Source organism: Aquitalea aquatica (assembly GCF_013911085.1).
Taxonomy (GTDB): domain Bacteria; phylum Pseudomonadota; class Gammaproteobacteria; order Burkholderiales; family Chromobacteriaceae; genus Aquitalea; species Aquitalea aquatica.
Genome location: NZ_JACERN010000017.1, coordinates 45,317 through 66,102, shown reverse-complemented (window position 1 = coordinate 66,102; position 20,786 = coordinate 45,317). Strand labels below are relative to the sequence as shown.

At 60.8% G+C, this 20,786-nt stretch carries 18 protein-coding genes; 6 read left to right on the top strand and 12 right to left on the bottom strand.

Annotation, left to right across the window (positions count from 1 at the left end; genetic code table 11):
• Positions 1-9: 9 nt before the first annotated feature.
• The 6 genes from H2Z84_RS04720 to H2Z84_RS04695 all read right to left on the bottom strand — a co-directional run bounded on the left by H2Z84_RS04720 (position 10) and on the right by H2Z84_RS04695 (position 7,048).
• Positions 10-825 (bottom strand): ABC transporter permease, encoded by an 816-nt coding sequence (locus tag H2Z84_RS04720; protein ID WP_181834946.1) that lies wholly within the window; start codon positions 823-825, stop codon positions 10-12.
• A complete protein-coding gene (locus tag H2Z84_RS04715; protein ID WP_258869293.1) occupies positions 815-1,771 on the bottom strand; it encodes an ABC transporter permease in 957 nt (318 codons plus the stop codon). The genes H2Z84_RS04720 and H2Z84_RS04715 overlap by 11 nt, the downstream gene beginning before the upstream one ends.
• Before the next feature lie 9 nt (positions 1,772-1,780).
• Positions 1,781-2,797, bottom strand: coding sequence for an ABC transporter ATP-binding protein (locus H2Z84_RS04710; RefSeq protein ID WP_181834945.1), 1,017 nt, complete (start codon positions 2,795-2,797; stop codon positions 1,781-1,783).
• 60 nt (positions 2,798-2,857) lie between these two features.
• The gene (locus tag H2Z84_RS04705; protein ID WP_181834944.1) at positions 2,858-4,012 is read right to left on the bottom strand and encodes an ABC transporter substrate-binding protein; all 1,155 of its coding nucleotides are present in this window, start codon (positions 4,010-4,012) and stop codon (positions 2,858-2,860) included.
• A gap of 266 nt (positions 4,013-4,278) precedes the next feature.
• A complete protein-coding gene (locus H2Z84_RS04700) occupies positions 4,279-5,196 on the bottom strand; it encodes a LysR family transcriptional regulator (RefSeq protein ID WP_181834943.1) in 918 nt (305 codons plus the stop codon).
• A gap of 517 nt (positions 5,197-5,713) precedes the next feature.
• Entirely contained in the window at positions 5,714-7,048 is a 1,335-nt protein-coding gene (locus H2Z84_RS04695) for a sigma-54 interaction domain-containing protein (RefSeq protein ID WP_181834942.1), read from the bottom strand.
• Between the two features lie 187 nt (positions 7,049-7,235).
• Between H2Z84_RS04695 and cydP the strand changes: the two genes are divergently transcribed.
• Genes cydP through cydX form a run of 5 tightly spaced genes read left to right on the top strand, consistent with a single transcriptional unit; the run spans position 7,236 to position 10,581 of the window.
• A complete protein-coding gene (cydP, locus tag H2Z84_RS04690) occupies positions 7,236-7,427 on the top strand; it encodes a cytochrome oxidase putative small subunit CydP (RefSeq protein WP_103525547.1) in 192 nt (63 codons plus the stop codon).
• Positions 7,417-8,967, top strand: coding sequence for a cytochrome ubiquinol oxidase subunit I (locus H2Z84_RS04685; protein ID WP_181834941.1), 1,551 nt, complete (start codon positions 7,417-7,419; stop codon positions 8,965-8,967). The genes cydP and H2Z84_RS04685 overlap by 11 nt, the downstream gene beginning before the upstream one ends.
• 9 nt (positions 8,968-8,976) lie before the next feature.
• On the top strand, positions 8,977-10,116 hold the full coding sequence (gene cydB / locus H2Z84_RS04680) for a cytochrome d ubiquinol oxidase subunit II (RefSeq protein WP_181834940.1): 1,140 nt from the start codon (positions 8,977-8,979) through the stop codon (positions 10,114-10,116).
• A 1-nt stretch (position 10,117) separates the two neighbouring features.
• On the top strand, positions 10,118-10,477 hold the full coding sequence (locus tag H2Z84_RS04675; RefSeq protein ID WP_181834939.1) for a NifB/NifX family molybdenum-iron cluster-binding protein: 360 nt from the start codon (positions 10,118-10,120) through the stop codon (positions 10,475-10,477).
• A complete protein-coding gene (cydX, locus tag H2Z84_RS04670) occupies positions 10,474-10,581 on the top strand; it encodes a cytochrome bd-I oxidase subunit CydX (RefSeq protein ID WP_369597782.1) in 108 nt (35 codons plus the stop codon). The genes H2Z84_RS04675 and cydX overlap by 4 nt, the downstream gene beginning before the upstream one ends.
• Positions 10,582-10,705: 124 nt before the next feature.
• On the opposite strand, the gene H2Z84_RS04665 is transcribed toward cydX, so the two are convergent.
• The 5 genes from H2Z84_RS04665 to H2Z84_RS04645 form a co-directional block, all read right to left on the bottom strand.
• Positions 10,706-10,930: a hypothetical protein gene (locus H2Z84_RS04665; protein ID WP_059285646.1), complete on the bottom strand. Its 225-nt coding sequence runs from the start codon at positions 10,928-10,930 to the stop codon at positions 10,706-10,708.
• A 263-nt stretch (positions 10,931-11,193) separates the two neighbouring features.
• A complete protein-coding gene (locus H2Z84_RS04660; RefSeq protein WP_181834938.1) occupies positions 11,194-14,250 on the bottom strand; it encodes an efflux RND transporter permease subunit in 3,057 nt (1,018 codons plus the stop codon).
• Positions 14,251-14,259: 9 nt separating this feature from the next.
• Positions 14,260-15,387: an efflux RND transporter periplasmic adaptor subunit gene (locus H2Z84_RS04655; protein ID WP_181834937.1), complete on the bottom strand. Its 1,128-nt coding sequence runs from the start codon at positions 15,385-15,387 to the stop codon at positions 14,260-14,262.
• Positions 15,388-15,435: 48 nt separating this feature from the next.
• Positions 15,436-16,974 (bottom strand): efflux transporter outer membrane subunit, encoded by a 1,539-nt coding sequence (locus tag H2Z84_RS04650; RefSeq protein ID WP_181834936.1) that lies wholly within the window; start codon positions 16,972-16,974, stop codon positions 15,436-15,438.
• 81 nt (positions 16,975-17,055) lie between these two features.
• Positions 17,056-17,670 carry a TetR/AcrR family transcriptional regulator gene (locus H2Z84_RS04645; protein WP_181834935.1) on the bottom strand — a complete coding sequence of 205 codons (615 nt, stop codon included), beginning with the start codon at positions 17,668-17,670 and terminating at the stop codon, positions 17,056-17,058.
• A 491-nt stretch (positions 17,671-18,161) separates the two neighbouring features.
• Between H2Z84_RS04645 and scpC the strand changes: the two genes are divergently transcribed.
• Positions 18,162-19,673 (top strand): succinyl-CoA:acetate CoA-transferase ScpC, encoded by a 1,512-nt coding sequence (gene scpC, locus H2Z84_RS04640; RefSeq protein WP_181834934.1) that lies wholly within the window; start codon positions 18,162-18,164, stop codon positions 19,671-19,673.
• A gap of 80 nt (positions 19,674-19,753) precedes the next feature.
• On the opposite strand, the gene H2Z84_RS04635 is transcribed toward scpC, so the two are convergent.
• Complete coding sequence (locus H2Z84_RS04635) at positions 19,754-20,770, bottom strand: Gfo/Idh/MocA family oxidoreductase (protein ID WP_181834933.1); 1,017 nt, start codon at positions 20,768-20,770, stop codon at positions 19,754-19,756.
• Positions 20,771-20,786: the final 16 nt, after the last annotated feature.

Here is a 20,786-nt window from a genome sequence, read left to right as displayed (position 1 = left end):
TTCCTCGTCTTATTTGCCGCTACCGGCAATGTCTTCCGTGCCACGGGTCAGGGTATAGGCAGCCAGAATGGGCAGTGCTGTCATCAGCATCACGCACAGGGCCACCACATTGGTAATGGGTACATCGCGCGGGCGGCTCAGCTGGTTCAGCATCCAGATGGGCAGCGTCACTTCATTGCCCGCGGTAAACGTGGTGACAATGATTTCGTCAAAACTCAGGGCAAAGGCCAGCATGCCCCCGGCCAGCAGCGCGGTAGCGATTTGCGGCAGGATGACGTAGCGGAAGCTTTGCCACATATTGGCACCCAGGTCCTGCGAGGCCTCCAGCAGGCTGGTGCTGATACGGCGAAAGCGGGCAATCACGTTGTTGTACACCACCACCACGCAGAAAGTGGCGTGGCCGATGGCGATGGTCCAGAAGCCGGGTGTGATGTCCGCCAACCGGAATGCCGACAGCAAGGCAATACCGGTAATGATGCCGGGCAGCGCAATCGGCAGGATCAACATCATGGTGATGGCGTCCTTGCCCAGAAAGTCGCGTCGATACAGCGCGGCTGCTGCCAGGGTACCCAGCAGCAGTGCCAGCACCGTGGCCAGCGCGGCCAGCCGCAATGACAGACCAATGGCGGCCATCACGTCATCGCGAGCAAAGGCAGCGGCAAACCAGCCCAGGGTGAAGCCCTGGGGCGGAAAGCTGTAACCGGAGCTTTCCGCGTTGAAGGCATACAGCACGATGACGGCAATGGGCAGAAACAAAAAGCCGATACCACCAAAGGCAAGCAGACGCAGCCACCAGGACGCGCGGTCGGATTGATCAGAGTGCATCGAACGCTCCCAGTTTGCGGGCACCCAGCAGGTACAGGCCGATAATGCATACCGGCACCACGGTAAAGGCGGCGGCCAGCGGCATATTGCCGATGGAACCCTGCATGGTGTACACCATGGAGCCGATGAACAGCCCGGAAGGGCCGATCAGCTGCGGAATGATGTAGTCGCCCAGAGTCAGCGAGAAGGTAAAAATAGAACCGGCTACTACCCCCGGAAAGGCCAGCGGCAGGATGACGTGGCGGAAGGTTTGCGCACCACTGGCTCCCAGGTCGCTGCTGGCCTGCAACAGATTGGCGGGTACCCGCTCCAGAGCGGCCTGAATCGGCAGAATCATGAAGGGCAGCCAGATATAGGTGAATACGGTAAAGCGCCCCAGATTGGACGTGGTCAGCGAATTCCCCCCGATCAGCGGCAGTGTCATCAGCCAGTCGACAATCCCCTGCAGGCCCAGCGTCTGGTAGGCCCAGTACACAATGCCCCCCTTGGCCAGCAGTACGGTCCAGGCATACACCTTGACGATATAGCTGGCCCACATCGGCAACATCACCGCCACATAGAAAAAGCCCTTCTGCCAGCCACGGGCATAGCGCACCATGTAATAGGCCAGCGGGAACGCCATCACGGCAGAGGCCAGTGACACCAGGGTGGCCATGCTGAGCGTGCGCAGCACCACGTCCAGATTGGCCGGCGACAGCAGCTGGCGGTAATTGTCCAGCGTCAGTTCGCGGCTGACCGACATGGTGAAGTCATCAAAGGTCAACACGCTCTGTGCCAGCAAGGTACACAGCGAACCCAGATACACCAGCATGAACCACAGCAGCGGCAGTGCCAGCAGCAAGGCCAGTTGCAGGCCGGGGTGGCGATACAGCGCCCCTCCCAGCCGCAGCAAGATGCCCGGACGTGTTGCGGTAGTCTGCCCTTCAGGCAGTGAAACAGTCATCATGTCATCTCCTTAGCCGGCCAGCGCATGCATGGCCTGTGCCGGCAGCCAGACCGTAATTGCCTGACCGGGAGTCAACACCTGGCGAGCGGCTGCATCGTCATTGGGCAACACCATGCTGATGATGCGTTCCGGGCCGGCTTCCAGCTCGTAGCGGCTGACCGCCCCCAGGTACTGCACGTCGAGCAGCCGGGTGGGCAAGCGGATGCCATCGCCATCCTGGCCTTCCTGCACCGGGCGTATACGCTCCGGGCGCACGGCAAAGGCCTGCTGCTGGCCAGTCAGGCTGGCGGCCCATGCGGCATCGAAAACATTCGACGTCCCGACAAAATCCGCCACAAAGGCGGTAGCCGGCTGGGTATAGAGCACCTGCGGGGCGGCAATCTGCTCGATGCGGCCCTTGTTGAACACCGCCACCCGGTCCGACATCGATAGCGCCTCGCCCTGATCGTGGGTGACATAAATAAAGGTAATGCCCAGCTTGCGCTGCAGCGCCTTCAGTTCGGTCTGCATCTGCTCGCGTAGCTTCAGGTCCAATGCGCCTAGCGGTTCGTCCAGCAACAGCACCCGCGGCTGCAGAATCAATGCGCGCGCCAGCGCTACCCGCTGGCGTTGGCCACCGGACAAGGCGGACGGACGGCGGCTGCCGTACTGGCCCAGTTTCACCATGTCCAGCATGGCTTCGGCACGGCGGTGGCGCTCGGCCCGTGCCACGCCCTTGATCATCAAGCCGTAGGCCACATTGTCCAGCACGCTCATGTGCGGAAACAGCGCGTAGTCCTGGAACACGGTATTCACGTCGCGCAGATTGGGCGGCAGGCCGGCGGCTTCGCGGCCAAAAATCTGGATGGAACCACTGCTGGGCTGCTCGAAACCGGCAATCAGCCGCAAGCTGGTGGTTTTGCCTGAGCCAGACGGCCCCAGCATGGAAAAAAACTCGCCTTCAGCAATGGCAAGGTCGATCTGGTCTACCGCACGCACAGCATCGTAATGGCGGCTAACCTGTTGGAAACGGACGGCAAGGGTCATGACTCAAACTCCCTGCTGCCCATCGGCACTGCGCCGACAGGCAGCGTGTTCTGCATGCGGTCAGCGACCGCCCATGATGGCAATGTAATCGGCAGTCCAGCGGCTATACGGCACGCAGCTGCCCTGGCCACACTTGGCCACAGGCGTACGCCAGAAGCGGATCTGGGCAAAGCGGTCAAAACCGTTGCTCTGGCAGAAATTGCTGCCGCCTGGGGCCTTGGTCTGGCAGGCTTCGGCCACCACCGGGTTAGAGCCGAACCATTCGGCCAGACCAGACTGCAGCTTTTTATTGAGCGACCACTCCATCCACTTGTAGGCGCATACCGGGTGCTGAGCCTGGGCATGCAGCATGGTGGTATCGGCCCAGCCAGTGGCCCCTTCTTGCGGAATGGTGCCGGCCACCGGGAATTTCTCTGCCTGCAGGGTGTTGATGGTGTAACCCCAGGCACTGGATACGGCCACGCCTTCTTTCTTGAAGTCGTTCATCTGCACGGTGACATCATGCCAGTAGCGATGTGTCAGGCCTTTTTGCTGACGCAGCAGCTTCAGGACGGCGGCGTACTGGGCTTCATTCAGCTCATAGGGGTCCTTGATGCCCAGTTTGGGGTTCTTGTGCATCAGGTAGAGCGCGGCATCCGCAATGTAGATGGCACCATCGTAAGCCTGCACCCGGCCCTTGTTGGGCTTGCCATCGGGCAGATTGCCCGGCTCGAACAGTACCGACCAGCTGGTGGGCGCCTTGGTGAATACCTTGCTGTTGTACATCAGGAAGTTGGCCCCCCACTGGTAGGGTACGCCATAGGGTTTTCCAGCCACGGTAAACCAGTTACCGCTCTTCACTCGTGGATCCAGCGTGTTCCAGCTGGGAATCAGCGCCGGGTTGATTTCCTGCACCTTCTTGCCGTAGATCAGCCGCAGCGAAGCATCACCCGAGGCTGTCACCAGGTCGTAATTGGGTGAATTCATCAACGACACCATTTCGTCCGAGGTGGCCGCGGTTTTCACGCTCACCTGGCAGCCGGTGGACTTTTCGAAACCGGTCACCCAGTCGTAATTCTTGTCGCTCTGCCCGCGCTCGATATAGCCGGGCCAGGCAATGATATTGAGTTTGCCTTCCGGCTTGCCCAATGTGGCCAATGGTGCGGCCAGCACGGCAGGGGCAATCAGGCTGGAACTGACCAGGACGGCGGTCAGGCGAATCAGGCTGCTTTGCATCACGTTTCTCCTTCTCCAAGGACTGCGCATTGTGCGTCTGGGAATGTGTGAGCCGATTCTAGGCAGCACACGGTAGAGCCCCTAGCCAGTCCGACCAATGACAGTGATTGGGAAAACAGATAGCAGTGCTTTGGTGCAGGAAAAAAAGAATAAGATTGGCCGAAGGCTGGACTGCAAGCGCTTGCCTGGCGCAAGACGACAGCATGAAACGCACCAAGCCATCTCAATAAGTGATGGCTTGTGGATAATTATCGAAAATACAGATATCAGGAAAAGGTTTGTTTATGACTGCGGCTGTACTCTCTGGCCAGCGCAAGGAAGTTGTGAGTGTTGTCAGAAACCCGCATACCGCGCCGCCACACCACGCCCACTTCCAGCGTCGGGGTTTCTTCCTGCAAGGGCAATACCTCCAGCCGATCGCCTTCCAGTGACCAAGGGCGGTAGAGCACATCCGGCATGATGGCCAGGCCAGCTCCGGTGGCCACCAGGCTACGCATGGCCTCTACCGAGGCCGTGCGCACTGCCAGTTGTGGCTTGCGGCCAATCTGTCGCCACAAGGCGGTGGCCACATCTTCCAGCTCATCCAGTTTCAGGGCTACCAGCGGCTGTTCGGCCAGGTCAGCCAGGGTGACTGCGCCACCATCCAGCAGACGGTGGCCAGCCGGTAGCCATAAACGATAACTGGATTGCTGCAATACCTCGGTGTGTAGCGCCTGACGGTTCTGCACATTGGAGACGATCAATACCGCCGCATCCAGCTCGCCATTGACCAGCAGGTGTTCGATATAGTCGCGCTGGTCTTCCACCACTCGCACTTCCACCTGTGGGAAAGTGCTGCGAAAACGCTCCAGCAGATAAGGCAGGAAATAACCGCACACTAGGCTGGTGACGCCGATATTGAGCTGGCCGGTCACCGCATCCGGTCGCATCGACAGCGCTTCGCGCGCATGCCGGACCGATGCCAGGATCTGGTGAGCATGGCGCAGAAACTGATAACCAGCATGGGTCAGGCTCATGCCACGGGCGTGTCGTGTAAACAGCTGGACACCCAGGTCAACCTCCAGCGCACGGATGGCTTCGGTAACCACCGATTGCGATACATTCAGGTCCTGTACCGCGCGTGAAATCGACTGCATCTCGGCCACAGCAACAAAATAGCGCACATTTTTCAGCGTGATCGACACTTACAACCTCTTCATCATGCTGTTGTTATGGCGCGATTGTGCCCGAGACCCGTTGCTGCGAACAGCCTCATGCTACTGCCGTCCTGCTCACGCAGGTGCCAAGGTGCATTTCATCCAGAGTAGCCCGTTCAGTACTGATGACGGACAAGCCCTCTTCAATACCCATCGCCTGATCCCTGACATCTGCGAGTGCGAGGCGCATTCCCCAGCGGGTTTTACGAAACCGGCGACTTGGCCAAATCAGCTGCGAACGTCACGGGCTTGCGAGATGGCCGGGGCTTTCAGACAGTCATTTCCATGCTTGCCGAATGCAGCTACCCCATAGTGGCTGGATGGCGAGCCACTGGAGGCGTACCGCAAACCCTTTGGCGGCGCCGATTGTTTTGCCTTGCCCGGGGTGGCTGCTGTGAATGTCTCGGTGCTGCCTTGTTGCAAACAGGGTGTTGATGCCGCCAGGCCATCTGGCTGGAACAGAGTTTGCTATAAGGAATCGACCAAGGTTGTCTTTTGCCCCTGCCTAAGCTGCAGGGGCTTTCTTTTGTCTGCCGGCCAGCCGGCGGTAGAGCGTGCGCTCGGTCAGTTGCAGTGCCGAGGCCAATTGCTGGCGGCTCAGCCCACTCTGTTCGACGGCCCATTGCAGGTACTGGCTTTCCAGTTGCTCCAGCGGCAGCAGGCCGCAGTGGAAGTGTGGCATGGCCGCCGCGGGGGCTGGCGTGCTGCACCATTCATCGGCGCAAAGGTTGTCCAGCGTGATGACATCGCCGTCGCTGAGCAGGCTGGCGCGCTCCAGCAGATTGCGCAGCTCGCGGATATTGCCGTTGAATGGCTGTTGCAACAGCCATTGCAGCGCTGCGGCCTCCAGTTGCAACCTGCGCCCGGGGGCGACCCGTTCCAGCAGCGAGGCCGCCAGCAGCGGAATGTCTTCGCGCCGTTCGCGCAGGGGAGGGAGGCGAATGGGAAACACGGCTAGCCGGTAGTAGAGATCGGCGCGGAAGCTGCCAGCCTCGACCATGGCTGCCAGATTGCGGTGAGTCGCTGCAATCAGCCGAAAGCTGGCGGGAATACTGTTGATACCCCCCACACGGCGAAAGCTGCCGGACTCCAGTAAGCGTAATAGCTTGACCTGCTGTGACAGCGGCAGGTCGCCAATCTCATCCAGAAACAGCGTGCCGCCATGGGCGGCTTCCACCAGGCCCTGCTTGCGCTGGTTGGCCCCGGTAAACGCCCCTTTCTCATAGCCGAACAGCTCGCTTTCCAGCAGGGTTTCACTCAGGCTGGCGCAATCCACCGCAATAAACGGCCGTTGCGCGGCACCGCCGCTGTCGTGGATGGCACGTGCCAATCCTTCCTTGCCGGTGCCGGATTCGCCGATCAGCAGCACGGCGGCGCGCGAAGGGGCGGCTCTTTGCGCCAGCAATAGCATGCGGCGAAAAACCGCACTGCGTCCCACCATCTTGTCGGCCGCCGCCTGGCTGCTGGCCAGCTGCAGCGGCTTCATCTTTTCAATGAACAGGTGGCGATGGCCGCTGATATCCGCCAGCGGCATCAGCTCCACATCCACATGCTCGTCGCCATGCGCCGTGCGGTGAATGTGCAGCACCCGTTCCGGCTGGCCGCTGGCCAGCGTCATCCGCAGCGGGCAGGACTCGCCTTCTTCATCGCAAGGGCGTTGATAGCCGTGTGATACCTCGTAGCAGTGGCGGCCCAGCGCTTCGGCCCCGTAGGCAGCGCGGTAGGCCTGGTTGGCATGCAGGATTTCAAAGTGCTCGGTAATGACAATGCGCGGTTCGCTCAGCTCGTCCAGCATGCGGCTGATGGTGTCCAGGCTGGCTTCATTCGACAGGGGTGACATAGTGCGATTGCTGACATGTCAAAAATGACATGATAGCCGGAAAACAGCCACAAATCCCCTTGAATCAAGGCCCGGCAGGCTGGCATGGCATTTGCAAACAGCATGGTCAAACGCGGTGGCCCACCCTACCTGTCCCGGCTGTGCGGGCGGTCACAAGCGTTGTCGTACTGCCAACCGAGAGCCTGCAATGAAAAAACCACCACGCAAGCTGGGCCGTGAACTGGCCTGGATCATCGGCATCAAGATCGTGCTGTTGCTGATCATCTGGAAAGCCTTGGTCGCGCCCTACCGCGTCCATGTCGATGCCGCCGCCATGGCCGACGGCATGCGGGAGGCGGGGATGGCCAGCCAACACCTGGAGAAAAACAATGTTAGATAACGTCGTCGATTTATCACGACTGCAGTTCGCCGTGACGGCGCTTTACCACTTCCTGTTCGTGCCGCTGACCATCGGCATGGTGTGGATGCTGGTGATCATGGAGTCGGTATGGCTGATGACCGGCAAGCAGGTCTATCAGGACATGACCCGCTTCTGGGGCAAGCTGTTCGGCATCAATTTCGCGCTGGGGGTGACCACCGGCATCACCATGGAATTCCAGTTCGGTACCAACTGGGCCTATTACTCGCACTATGTGGGGGACATCTTTGGCACGCCGCTGGCCATCGAGGGGCTGATGGCCTTTTTCCTGGAATCCACCATGATCGGCCTGTTCTTTTTTGGCTGGGAGCGGCTGTCGCGCAAGCAGCACTTGCTGGTGACCATCTTGATGGCCATCGGCACCAATCTGTCGGCGCTGTGGATATTGATTGCCAATGGCTGGATGCAGAACCCGGTGGGTGCGGAGTTCAGCTACCAGACCATGCGCATGGAAATGACCGACTTTGCCGCGCTGCTGCTTAACCCGGATGCCCAGGCCAAGTTCGTGCACACGGTGAGCGCGGGTTATGTCACCGGGGCGATGTTTGTGCTGTCGATTTCCAGCTGGTATCTGCTGCGCGGGCGCAATGTGGAATTCGCCCGCAAGAGCTTCCGTATTGCCGCAGCCTTCGGTTTTGCCAGTATCTGCTCGGTGATCGTGCTGGGCGACGAGTCCGGCTACACCGTGGGCGAGGCGCAGCAGACCAAGTTGGCCGCCATTGAGGCCATGTGGCATACCGAGCCGGCACCGGCCTCGTTCAATCTGCTGGCCTGGCCCAATGAAACACGCATGGAGAACGACTGGCAGCTCAGCATTCCCTGGGTGATGGGGCTGATTGGCACCCGTTCGCTCAGCAAGGAAATCCCCGGCATTCACGAAATCATGGCGCAGAACCGACTGCGCATTCAGTCCGGCATGCTGGCGGTACAGGCGCTGGAAACCGTGCGGCGTGAACGCGGCAATAGCGCAGCACTGGCAGTGCTGGAGCAGCACAAGAAGGATCTGGGCTTTGGCCTGCTGCTGAAGAAATACACCGCCGACGTGGCCCATGCCACGCCGCAGATGATAGCCGCCGCCGCGCGCGACACCATTCCGCGGGTGGCACCGATGTTCTGGTCCTTCCGCCTGATGGTGGGCATGGGCATGGCGATGCTGCTGCTGTTTGGCTGGGCCTTCTGGGCTTCGCTGAAAGGCAACTTCCAGCACCGTCCGCGACTGCTCAAGCTGGCCTTGTGGTGCTTGCCGCTGCCGTGGTTGTCCTGCGAGCTGGGCTGGGTGGTGGCGGAATACGGCCGCCAGCCGTGGACCATCTATGGCGTATTGCCCACCCGGTTGTCGGTGTCCACGCTGTCGGTGGAGTCGCTGTACGGCTCGCTGGCCGGTTTTGTCGGTTTCTACACCGTGCTGCTGGTGGTGGAAATGATGCTGATGGTGCGCTTTGCCCGTCAGGGGCCGGGCAGTCTGGGCACGGGCCGCTACGACCATGAAACCGCTCACTAAGGAACAATCATGCTGGATTATGCAAGTCTGAAGGTGATCTGGTGGTTGCTGGTCGGCGTATTGCTGGTCGGTTTTGCCATCATGGATGGTCACGACATGGGCGTGGGCACGTTGCTGCCCTTTGTCGGCAGGGACGATACCGAACGGCGGGTGGTGATCAACACCGTCGGCCCGCACTGGGATGGCAACCAGGTGTGGTTCATCACCGGTGGCGGGGCGATTTTCGCCGCCTGGCCGCTGGTGTATGCCACGGCGTTTTCCGGTTTTTACTGGGCCATGCTGCTGGTGTTGTGGGCGCTGTTTTTCCGCCCGGTAGGCTTTGACTACCGCAGCAAGATAGACAACCCCACCTGGCGCTCGGTATGGGACTGGGGCCTGTTTGTCGGTGGCACCATTCCGCCGCTGATCTTTGGCGTGGCCTTTGGCAATCTGCTGCAAGGCGTGCCGTTTCATTTCGACAACAATCTGCTGTCCACTTACGACGGCAGCTTCTGGGGCCTGCTCAACCCCTTTGCCTTGCTGTGTGGCGTGGTCTCCAGCGCCATGATCACCTTTCACGGCGGGGTATATCTGGCACACCGCACCGAAGGGGAGATCCAGCAGCGCGCACAGCGCTGGGTCAGGGTGATGGGCCTGCTGTGGCTCGGGGGCTTTACCCTGGCCGGCATCTGGCTGGCGCTGGGTATTGATGGCTATGTGATTACCTCGGCCGTACAGCCGGATGCACTGCCCGACCCGCTGGCCAAAACCGTCAGCCGCGTCGCTGGAGCCTGGCTGGGCAATTACCAGCGCTGGCCGCTCACCATGCTGTTGCCGCTGAGCGCCTATCTGGCCGGCATCGCCGCCATGCTGCTCTTGCGCGGCGGGCGCAGTTTTGCCGCCTTCTGGGCCTCGGCCCTGGCGCTGGCGGGTGTCATCGGCACGGCAGGTATCAGCATGTTCCCCTTTGTGATGCCTTCGTCCAGCCATCCGGCCTCCAGCCTGACGGTGTGGGACAGCGTATCCAGCCAGCTCACGCTTGAATTGATGCTGGTGGCCACGCTGATCTTCATGCCGCTGATCATCCTCTATACCCGCTGGGCGTATAAGGTGATGGGCGGCAAGGTGACAGCAGCCTATGTGCGGGAGAACAATCACAGTGCCTACTGAGATGAAAATCGCCATTGCCAGCCAGAACCGGCGCACGGTGAGCAGCCACGCCGGCAAGTGCACGCATTTTTGGCTGCTGGATAGTGCCGATGGCAGCTGGCACAGCCTGCTGCTGAGTCCGGCGCAGCTGTTGTGCCAGGGTGGTGACTTGGCGGATCACCCGCTGCGCGAGGTGGATGTCGTGCTGGCAGCCAGTGCCGGGCGGCCGCTGGCGCGGCGGCTGGGGCAGCTTGGCATCATGCTGTCGCTCACCATGGAAAGCGAGCTGCAGGCCGCGGCGGCGCTGTGCATAGCCGGCAGTCGTGCCACACCTTACCTGCCAGGCAAGGGCCGCTGTCAATCAATTACCGGGAGAACATGATGTGGTATTTCGCATGGGTATTGGGTATCGGTTTTGCCGTGTCGCTGGGGATTCTGAATGCCCTGTGGGGCGAGCATGAGGAAGAGCGCCAGGCGCAGCATTAAGCAGCACTGAGCAGATGAGGCCAGCTACTGAGTCACTGGCCTAAAAGGAAGAGGGGCTGTGGTCCGCCATGGACACAGCCCCTGTTGCATGCCGGATGGCCGCCAAGGCGACCGTGCCGCTGGCTCAGCCGATATCCAGCCGGCGGATGACGGTTTCCAGCACTTGCGCCTTGTCGGCCCATTGCGGTTTCAGCAGCTTTTCTGCGCGCTGGATAGCCTGGCAGGCCGGGCAGTCATCCTGGCGGTCTTCGGAACCGTTGACCGGACAGTTGGCGCGGCGGATATGCTGGGTTTCACCGGTGGCGACGCGCAGCAGGCCTTCCATAGCGGCCTTGATTGCCTTGTCCATTGTTTTATCTCCTGTTGGGGGATGTCATGCAAAGATGGAAAGCAGTCACGGGGACGGGCTCCCGGTAGGGAGTCGCTGGCCAATGCGTTAGATGTTCGCATGACGCCATGTGCAGCATGGCGCGCCCTGTGCCTGCATTTGCCGTCAGCATAGGTGGCAAATGCAGGAAAAGTTTTCGCCTAGGTCAAGAAAGCCGCATTCTTTGCCTGTCCTGATGAAAAAAGCCCGGCTGGGCCGGGCTTGCGGGGGGAGCGCGTTGTGATTTAGCCGACGGTTTCTACCTTGGCTGTAGCAGTCTGCTTGCCGTGATGTTCTGACGCCAGTGCCATATACATGGCCGGCACCACGAACAGGGTGAACAGCGTGCCGATGGACAAGCCGCTGAAAATCACCAGGCCCATGGCATGGCGGCCGGCAGCACCGGCACCGGAGGCGATCACCAGCGGTACCACGCCAAACACCATGGCGGCAGTGGTCATCAGGATGGGGCGCAAACGCACTACCGCCGCACCTTCGATGGCTTCACGCTTGCTGGCTCCCTTGGCGCGCAGGTCGTTGGCGACCTCCACGATCAGGATACCGTGCTTGCTGATCAGGCCCATCAGCGTCACCAGTCCCACCTCGGTGTAGATATTGATGGAGGAGAAGCCGAGGAAGATGAAGATCATCGCCCCGAACAGTGCCAGCGGCACCGATACCAGAATCACCACCGGGTCACGGAAGCTTTCGAACAGCGCGGCCAGCGTCAGGAACACGATGATGACGGCAAACAGCATGGTGAGGGCGAAGCCACCGGATTCCTGGCTGAACTGGCGCGACTGGCCGGCGTAATCCACCGTGTAGCCGCTGGGGGCAATTTCCTTCAGCGTGTCTTCCAGGTATTTCAGCACTTCACCTTGCGCCTGGCCGGATACGCCGGACAGGGTGGCCGAGTTCTGCTGCTGGAAGCGGGTGATGGATTCCGGTACCACTTCCGACTTCAGATGCGCCACGGTGGACAGCGGAATCACCCCTGCATTCGGCGTACGGATGTAGTAGTTCAGCAGCTGCGACGGATTGAGGCGGTCTTTCTGCAGCAGTTGCGGAATCACCTTGTAGGAACGGCCGTCGATGGAGAAGTAATTGACGTAGCCGCCACCCATGGCAGCACTCATCGCATTGGCCACATCCTGTTGCGTCATGCCCAGCGCGCTGGCCTTGTCGCGGTCGATCACCACGGTGGTTTGCGGTGCGTCGATCTTCAGGTCCACGTCGGCAAAGTAGAACTTGCCCGAGCTGCGCGCCTTGTCCAGCAGCTGTTGCGATACCTCGTTGAGGTTCTCGAACGGCTCGGTGGTCTTGATGACGAACTGCACCGGCAGGCCGGACGAGCCCGGCAGAGGCGGGAACTGGAAGGCCGCTACCCGGGCACCGGCAATCTTGTTCCAGCGAGCCTGCAAGTCCTGCTGGATTTCATGCGCACTACGGCCACGCTCTTCCCAGGGCTTGAACAGCACGCCACCGATACCGGCATTGATGGTGGGCGTGCCGGTGATCTGGAACATCTGCGCGTACTCCGGCATGCTCTTGCTGATGGCATACATTTGCTGCGCATAAGTCTGCATCTGGTCGGCGTTGGCAGTGGGAGCACCGACAATCTGGCCCAGCACGATACCCTGGTCTTCTTCGGGAGCCAGTTCCGATTGCGACATCTTGGTCATCAGGCCCAGCAAGGCCAGCAGAATGGCTGCCATCACCACCAGCACCGGCCAGGTTTCCAGCAGGCTGTGCAGCAGGCGGCGGTAGCCGTTTTGTACCTTGTCAAAGGTGTGGTCGATGGCCTTCACCAGTCGGCCTTCGTCTTGTTCCGGGCGGAAGAAGCGCGAGCACATCATCGGCGACAGCGTCAGCGCCACGATGCCGGATACCGTCACGGCCGAGGCCAGAGTGAAGGCAAACTCGGTAAACAGCGCACCGGTCAGGCCGCCCTGGAAACCGATAGGCACATACACCGCCACCAGCACCACGGTCATCGCCAGAATCGGACTGCCCAGTTCGCGGGCAGCGATAATGGCCGAATCATAGGGCGACTTGCCCTCCTTCATGTGGCGGTCGACGTTTTCCACCACGATGATGGCGTCGTCCACCACCAGGCCGATGGCTAGCACCAGCGCCAGCAGGGTCAGCAGGTTGATGGAGTAGCCCAGCATCAGCATCATGAAGAAGGTGCCGATCAGTGACAGCGGCATGGCGATTACCGGTACCAGTACCGCGCGGAAGCTGCCGAGGAAGAAGAAGATCACCACGGTAACGATCACCAGCGCTTCCAGCAGCGTCTTCACCACTTCGTGAATCGAGGTGTTGATGAAGTCGGTGGAGTCGTAGACGATCTGGCCGGTCAGGCCGGACGGCAATTGCTGCTGAATGCCAGGAAAGGCGGAGCGCACGCTCTTGGCCACGTCCAGGATATTGGCTTCCGGTGCCACCTTGATACCGATGAACACCGAGCGCTCGCCGCTGAAGGCCACGTTGAAGTCGTAGTTTTCAGAGCCCAGCGTCACCGTGGCGATGTCTTCCAGCCGCACGATGGCATCGCCACTTTGCTTGACTGCCAGCTTCTTGAACTCGTCCACGCTGTGCAGGTCGGTGGCGGCAGTCAGCGGAATGCTCACCATCTGCCCCTTGCTGGTGCCGACAGCCGCCAGCACGTTATTGCTGGCCAGTGCGCTGTTGACATCGGTGGCGGTAATGCCGTGGGCGGCCATCTTGTCGGCATCCAGCCAGGCACGCAGAGCGAACTGACGCGCACCCAGCAGCTCGGCCGTCTGCACGCCGGGGATGGAGTCCAGCTTGGGCTTGACCACGCGGTTGAGGAAGTCGGTGACGTTGTTGGTGGGCAGGGTCTTGCTATAGAAGCCGATATACATGGCGTCCGTGGTCTGACCGGTTTGCACCGTCAACACCGGCTGCTGGGCTTGCGCCGGCAGCTGGTTCTTCACCGTGTTGACCTGGGTGTTGATCTCGGTCAGCGCACGGTTGGCGTCGTAGTTCAGCCGCAGGGTGGCGGTAATGGTGGAAACGCCGCTATTGCTGCTGGATGACAGGTAATCGATACCCTGTGCCTGCGCAATGGCCCCTTCCAGTGGTTGGGTGATGAAGCCGGCCATGGTCTTGGCGTCCGCACCGTAATAGGTGGTGGACACGGTGACAACGGCGTTCTGGGTCTGCGGGTACTGGTTGATCGGCAAGCCGAACAAGGAGCGCAAACCCAGCACGACGAGCAGCAGGCTTACCGTCGTCGCCAGCACCGGCCGGCGAATGAAGATGTCGGTAAAGTTCATGGCTGGGCCTTAGTGTTCCTGCGGGGTCGGATTGGGGTTGTTGGTCGGCTGCACGGTATTGTCCACCGTAACGGCCGTGCCGTTCTTCAGCTTGACCTGACCGGTGGTGACCACCTGTTCGCCTTCGCTGACCCCGCTGAGAATGGCTACCTGATCACCACGAGTCGGGCCGGTGGTGACAAATACCTGTTTCACCACCAGGCTGCCTGCGGCGGCCGAGGCTTCCTTGCCGGCTGCCTTCACCACGAATACGGTGGAACCGTAGGCGTTATAGGTAATGGCAGTCTGCGGCAGCGTCAGGTAGGGCAGTTCGCGCCCGGTGTCCAGGTTGGCGGTGGCAAACATGCCGGGCAGCAGCTTGCGGCCGGGGTTGGCGATCAGCGCCTGTACCTGCACATTGCGGGTGCTGGTGTCGATCTTGGGGTTGATGGCGTTCACATTGCCGCTAAAGGCCTTGTCGGCGGTGCCATCGGTCTTGATTATCACCTTCTGGCCCACACTGACTGCGGCCAGCTGGCTTTGCGGCAGGTTGAAGTCGACATGGATGGGGTCGATCTGCTGCAGGGTGACAATCTTGTCACCGGCATTCAGGTACTGGCCGGGATTGACGCTGGTGATGCCCACGCGGCCGGCAAACGGCGCACGAATGGTTTTCTTGGCCACCAGGGCAGCTTGTTGTGCCACTTGTGCCTTCTTGCTTTTCAGGTCGGCCGCGTCGTTATCCACCTGCGCCTGTGATACGCCTTGTACCGCCAGCTGGGCCTGATCGCGCTTGAGCGTGATGGCGGCCAGTTCGGCAGCGGCTTCCAGCGCATGTTGCTGAGCCAGATCGGAGTCGGCATTCAGCTGAACCAGCACATCGCCAGCCTTCACATCCTGGCCGGACTGAAAGTTCACGCTGCGTACCTGGCCGGCGACTTCACTGCTGACATCCACGCCATGCACGGCACTGAGGGTGCCGACCGACTTGAGCTGCGGCTGCCAGCTGGTTTTCTTGGCGATGATGGTGCTGACCGTCTGTGGCTGCGGCTTGGGTGCACTGGCCATCAGGGTACGGATATGCATGAAGAAGCCCAGCCCCAGTACCACTACCAGCAGCACTATGCCTCCCAGCATGATGAACATTCGCTTGGTCATATTGCTTTCCTTGTTTTCTCTAGATTGCGTGTTGTTTACCAGTCGCGATCAGGGCTTGGCCTGGGCGGTAGGGGTGGGGTTGGCGATATCGTCGCTGCGGTTCCACCAGCCGCCACCCAGCGCCAGGAACAGCGCGGCGGTATCGGCATAGCGGCTGGCGCTGGCGCTGACCAGATTGATGCGGGCCTGCTGCCAAGTGCGCTGGGCATCCAGCAGGTTTAGCTGGCTGACTGCCCCCAGGCGGAAGCGTTGCTGGGTCAGCTGCAGTGTTTCGCGTGCCTGAGCCTCGGCATCAGCCTGGGCTTGCAGGGTGCTGGCATCGGCGCTGACGGCACGCAGGCTGTCGGCCACGTTCTGGAAGCCCTTGAGCACGGTTTCGCGGTACTGGGCCTGGGCCTGTTCGAAAGCGGCCTCGGCCGAACGCTTTTTGGCGCGCAGTGAGCCGCCGTCAAACAGCGACTGGCTGACACTGGCCCCCAGGCTCCACAGGTTTAGCCCGGCAGTTGCCGGACCCACAAACAAGCGTTCGCGGGTAAAGCTGCCGGTCAGGCTGATCTGCGGATACTGGTTGGCCGTGGCCACGCCGACCTGTGCACCGGCTTGTTGCAGCAAGGCTTCGCTGGCGCGGATGTCCGGCCGCTGGCGCACCAGTTCGGACGGCAGCGATACCGGCAGTTCGGCCGGCAGATGCAGGCTGTCCAGAGTGAATTCCGGCAGGCCGCCGGCCGATGGTAGCTGGCCGATATAAACCGCCAGTTGGTTGCGGGTGAGATCCAGCGCTTTTTCCAGTGGTGGCAACTGGGCGCGGGTTTGTGCCACCAGCGTTGATTGCGACAGCACGCCACTGCGGGCCACTGCACCCAGTGCGGCCTGTCTTTCCACGATGCGCAGCTGCTGTTCGGCAGCCGTCAGCATTTCCCGTGTCGCTTGTAACTGGGCGCGCTGCGAGGCTTCCTGAATGGCCGTGGTGACCACATTGAAAATCAAGGTCTGGTAGGTGGCTTCCAGCTGGTAGCGCTGGTAGTCGCTGGCGGCCATCAATCCCTGCAATTGCTGGCGATTGGCACCGAACAGGTCCAGCGTGTAGGACACGTTGAGGCCGGCGCTTAGCACATTGAAATCACTGGGAGTGCTGCCGGACTGGGTCTGGCGCTGGCGGCTGCCGCCCAGTTGGCCGCTGACCGAGGGATATTCCAGCGTGCCGGCGGCGGCATTGTAGTTTTCCTGGGCCTGGCGCAGCGCGGCCCGCGCGGCGGCCAGGCTGGGATTGTTGCGCAAGGCTTCGCGAATCAGCTGGTCGAGAGCGGGGGAGCGAAACAGCTGCCACCATTCCGGCTGCAGTTGCTGGCCCAGGGCCAGGTGCTGCGTGATGCCGGCTGCACCCGCCTGTCGGCTGGCCGCCGTGTGTTCCGCCAGCGGGCTGCTGCCGTATGTCCGGCTCTGCGCATCGACCAGTTGCGGTGTGCTCGTGGGCGGCGTCAGGGTGCAGCCTGACAAGGCCAGGCCGAGCAACAGCGGCAGCGCTGCTCGGGGGACGGTTAACGCCGCTGCTGCCGGTGGGCGGCCCGGTGAGTGCTTGGGATGCATCCTGTACTCCTGTTCTTGACTTGCGGGGCCGTGGTGGCGGCTTTGCATTGTCCTGCCTTGTGGGCTAGTTGATTCTTCGGATTATTCTGATATTGCTGCCGGATGTGACGCTTTGATCAGTCGGTCAAAGGCGTACAAAAAGCGCTGGCGGGCTTCTTCGCTATCCTGCGGGCCACTGCTGTTCAGATTGCGTATGGCGATGCCGGCGATTGTGCTGTGAAACAAGGCCATTTCGTCGTCACTGGCATGAACACCCAGCCGCTTGAAGGCTTCTTTCTTGTTGTTCAGCATGCGGCGGTCGAAGGCGCTGATCCAGTCCTTGAGCTTGGGGTCGACCTCTGCCGCCACGGTGACCGCCACCATCAGCCGGGCAATGCGACTGTCGCAAATGTTGTTGCACATGGCCTGGCGGAACTCCTCCAGCGTGGGCAGGGGCGCGGTGTCATGGCAGCCCTGGGCATTGATCACCAACAGGCAGCCATGCTCCACCACCACGGTGAGCAGATCGTTACGCGTGGGGAAGTAGTAGGTCAGGTGGCTCTGGCGCAATCCGGCCTGCTTGGCCACCTTGCTCTGGCTGAAGCCCAGTATTCCGTCTTGCAGCAGGACGTCCAGCGCGGCATCGATCAGCTTGGTGCGGATGTCCTTGCAGCTGGCGGCCGAGCAGGGCGTGGCGGATTGTTGGCTTGCTGTCATGGTTTTTGGTTAAGTTACCAAGAAATGGCAATCTAACAATATTCCATGCGATTTGCCAGCATGCGTGGCGGATTATTTTGCAGTGGCTGGTTTTTTGGGTGATCTGAGACAAATTTGACACAGGCGCAAGGCTGTAGCGCGAGGGTGAGGGACCGTGCAAGTGGCGCAATAGCGCTCGCAGGCTTGTTTATCACATATTAATGACAAGTGACTTTATTTTTGTAAAATATATTCATTTGTCATTGATTGATGGCGCAAAACGAAGCATTACCCTATGACATGGCTGAGCAAACAAGTTTTGATGCAGGTCATGTTTGATGCTTTTAGTCTGCGAGGTCGTCGTGGAAGCTGCTTAAGTAGCGGGTCTGGTGGCCTGACGTAAAGGTAAGGATAACGTGGGTCGGCAGGATGAATCTGGTCGGGACAGGCCGGAGCAACGCTCGATAAAACAGCAGGCCGCAAACAGGCCGCAAATTGCAAGGGAACAACAAGTGGAAAGACGTATCCACCATGCCGGACTGGCAGGGAAAATCATGTCGGCAGAAAACGCCGCCGCACAAATCCAGCCGGGCATGACCGTGGGCATGAGCGGATTTACCGGCTCGGGCTACCCCAAGGCTGTGCCATTGGCCTTGGCTGGCCGCATTGAAGCGGCACAAGGCCGTGGCGAAAAATTTGCCCTGCGCGTGCTGACAGGTGCCTCTACCGCACCGGAGCTGGATGGCGCATTGGCCAAGGCTGGCGGCATCGACTTCCGCCTGCCCTACCAGTCCGACCCGGAACTGCGTGCCCGTATCAACCATGGCGAAATCGAATACATGGATGTGCATCTGGGCCAGGTGGCGCAGTACACCTGGTTCGGCTTCCTCGGCAAGATCGACGTGGCCGTGGTGGAAGTGGCGGGTATCCTGCCGGATGGCCGGCTGATTCCGTCCACCTCCATCGGCAACAACAAGACCTGGCTGGACCTGGCCGACAAGGTGATTCTGGAAGTCAACAGCACTCAGCCGCTGGGGCTGGATGGCATGCATGACATCTACTACGGCACGGCGCTGCCGCCCAATCGCCAGCCGATTCCGCTGACGCAGGCCGGCGATCGCATCGGAGAGCCTTATCTGAGGGTTGATCCGGCCAAGGTGGTGGCCGTGGTGGAAACCCATGCGCCGGACCGGCTGGGGCGCTTTAGTGCCCCCGATGAAACCAGCCAGCGTATTGCCGGCCATCTGGTGGAATTCCTCAAGCAGGAAATCAAGATGGGCCGTCTGCCGGAAAACCTGTTACCCCTGCAATCCGGTGTGGGCAATATCGCCAATGCGGTGTTGGGCGGCCTGCGTGATGGTGGCTTTAGCAATCTGACTGCCTTCACCGAGGTGATTCAGGACGGTATGCTGGATTTGATCCGCACCGACACCATCCGCATGGCCTCGGCTACTGCCTTGTCGCTCAGCCCGGAAGGGGTGCAGGAGTTTGCCCGCAATATCGAGCACTACCGCGAGCGCATCGTGCTGCGGCCGCAGGAAATTTCCAATCATGCCGAGCTGGTGCGCCGCCTGGGCTGTATCGGCATCAACGGCATGGTGGAGGCCGACCTGTACGGCAACGTCAATTCCACCCATGTGGCGGGGACGTCCATCATCAACGGCATTGGCGGTTCTGGCGATTTTGCCCGCAATGGCTTCTTGTCCTGCTTTGTCACCCCCAGTACTGCCAAGAACGGGGCGATTTCCTGCATCGTGCCCATGGTCAGCCATGTCGATCATACCGAGCACGATGTCTGCATCATTGTCACCGAGCAGGGTCTGGCCGACTTGCGCGGCCTGTCGCCCAAGCAGCGCGCCCGTGCGGTGATTGCCAACTGTGCCCACCCGGACTATCGCCCGCTGCTGCAGGATTACTTTGACCGTGCCTGCCGTGACAGCAAGGGCAAGCACACCCCGCACCTCTTGGGCGAGGCATTGTCCTGGCATCAGCGCCTGCTGGAGCAGGGCAGCATGCAGCCCTGAGTCCCGGTTTGCTTATCCGGACTGATTGCAATAAAAAGCCCTTGCCATCGCTGGCAAGGGCTTTTTGACGGAGTGGGAGCTTACAGCTCCACCACCTGTTTGCTGCGCAGCGCCTGAGTGATGGCGAGGCCAATGCGGGTGGCTTCGGTAGCATCGGCCAGGCTCAGCGCCAGCGGCTGATTGTGCAGCACGGCATCGACAAAATGCTGGGCCTCGCTGACAAAGGCCTCGGCAAAGCGCTGGTAGAAGTCCTGCACGCATTCATTGCGCACGCCGTGGGCATCGCTGATGTCCACCCGGTTGGCGCGCGGATTGGCACCCACGCTCAGCCGGCCAGCGCTGGCAAAGATTTCGGTCAGGGTTTCGTGGCCATGTGCCTGGGTGCGCGAGGCATAGAAGCAGGCCAGCTTGCCATCGGCAAATTCCAGCATGGCCACGCCGTTATCCACGTCGCCACAATCGGCCAGTGCCGGGTGCAAGGCATTGGTGCCTGTGGCCCAGACGCGTACCGGTTTGGGCGAACCCAGCAACCAGCGCGCCAGGTCGATATCGTGAATGCTGCAATCCATGAAAATGCCGCCGCTGCTCGGGGCAAACTTCACAAAAAAACCGTTCTCGTCGTTCAAGTCGCAGGTTTGCGAGCGCAATAGATATGGCTGGCCCACCAGGCCCTGTTGCAGCTTTTCCGCCGCATCCTGATAGCTGGCGTCAAAGCGGCGTACAAAACCCACCATGGCCTTGAGTTGCGGGTAGTCAGCTGCTACCGCCTCTACTTTCTGGCAATCCTCCACATTCAGCGCCAGCGGTTTTTCGCAAAACACATGCTTGCCGGCGCGCAAGCAGGCGATGATCTGCTCGGCATGCAGCGCAGTGGGGGTGACCAGAAACACCGCCTGTACTTGCGGTTCAGCCAGCATGGCCTCCAGCGTGTGGTGGCGGTGTACGCCAGGCAGCTGTTCTGCCGCCCAGCCCAGCTCTTCATCCAGCGGTGAGCAGGCGGCCACCAGCTGCGCTCCACGAATGCGATCGCGCAGATTGAGCGCATGACGCCGGCCCAGCCGACCCAGGCCGACAATGCCGATATTCAGTTCAGACATGACTTCTCCCTGCCCA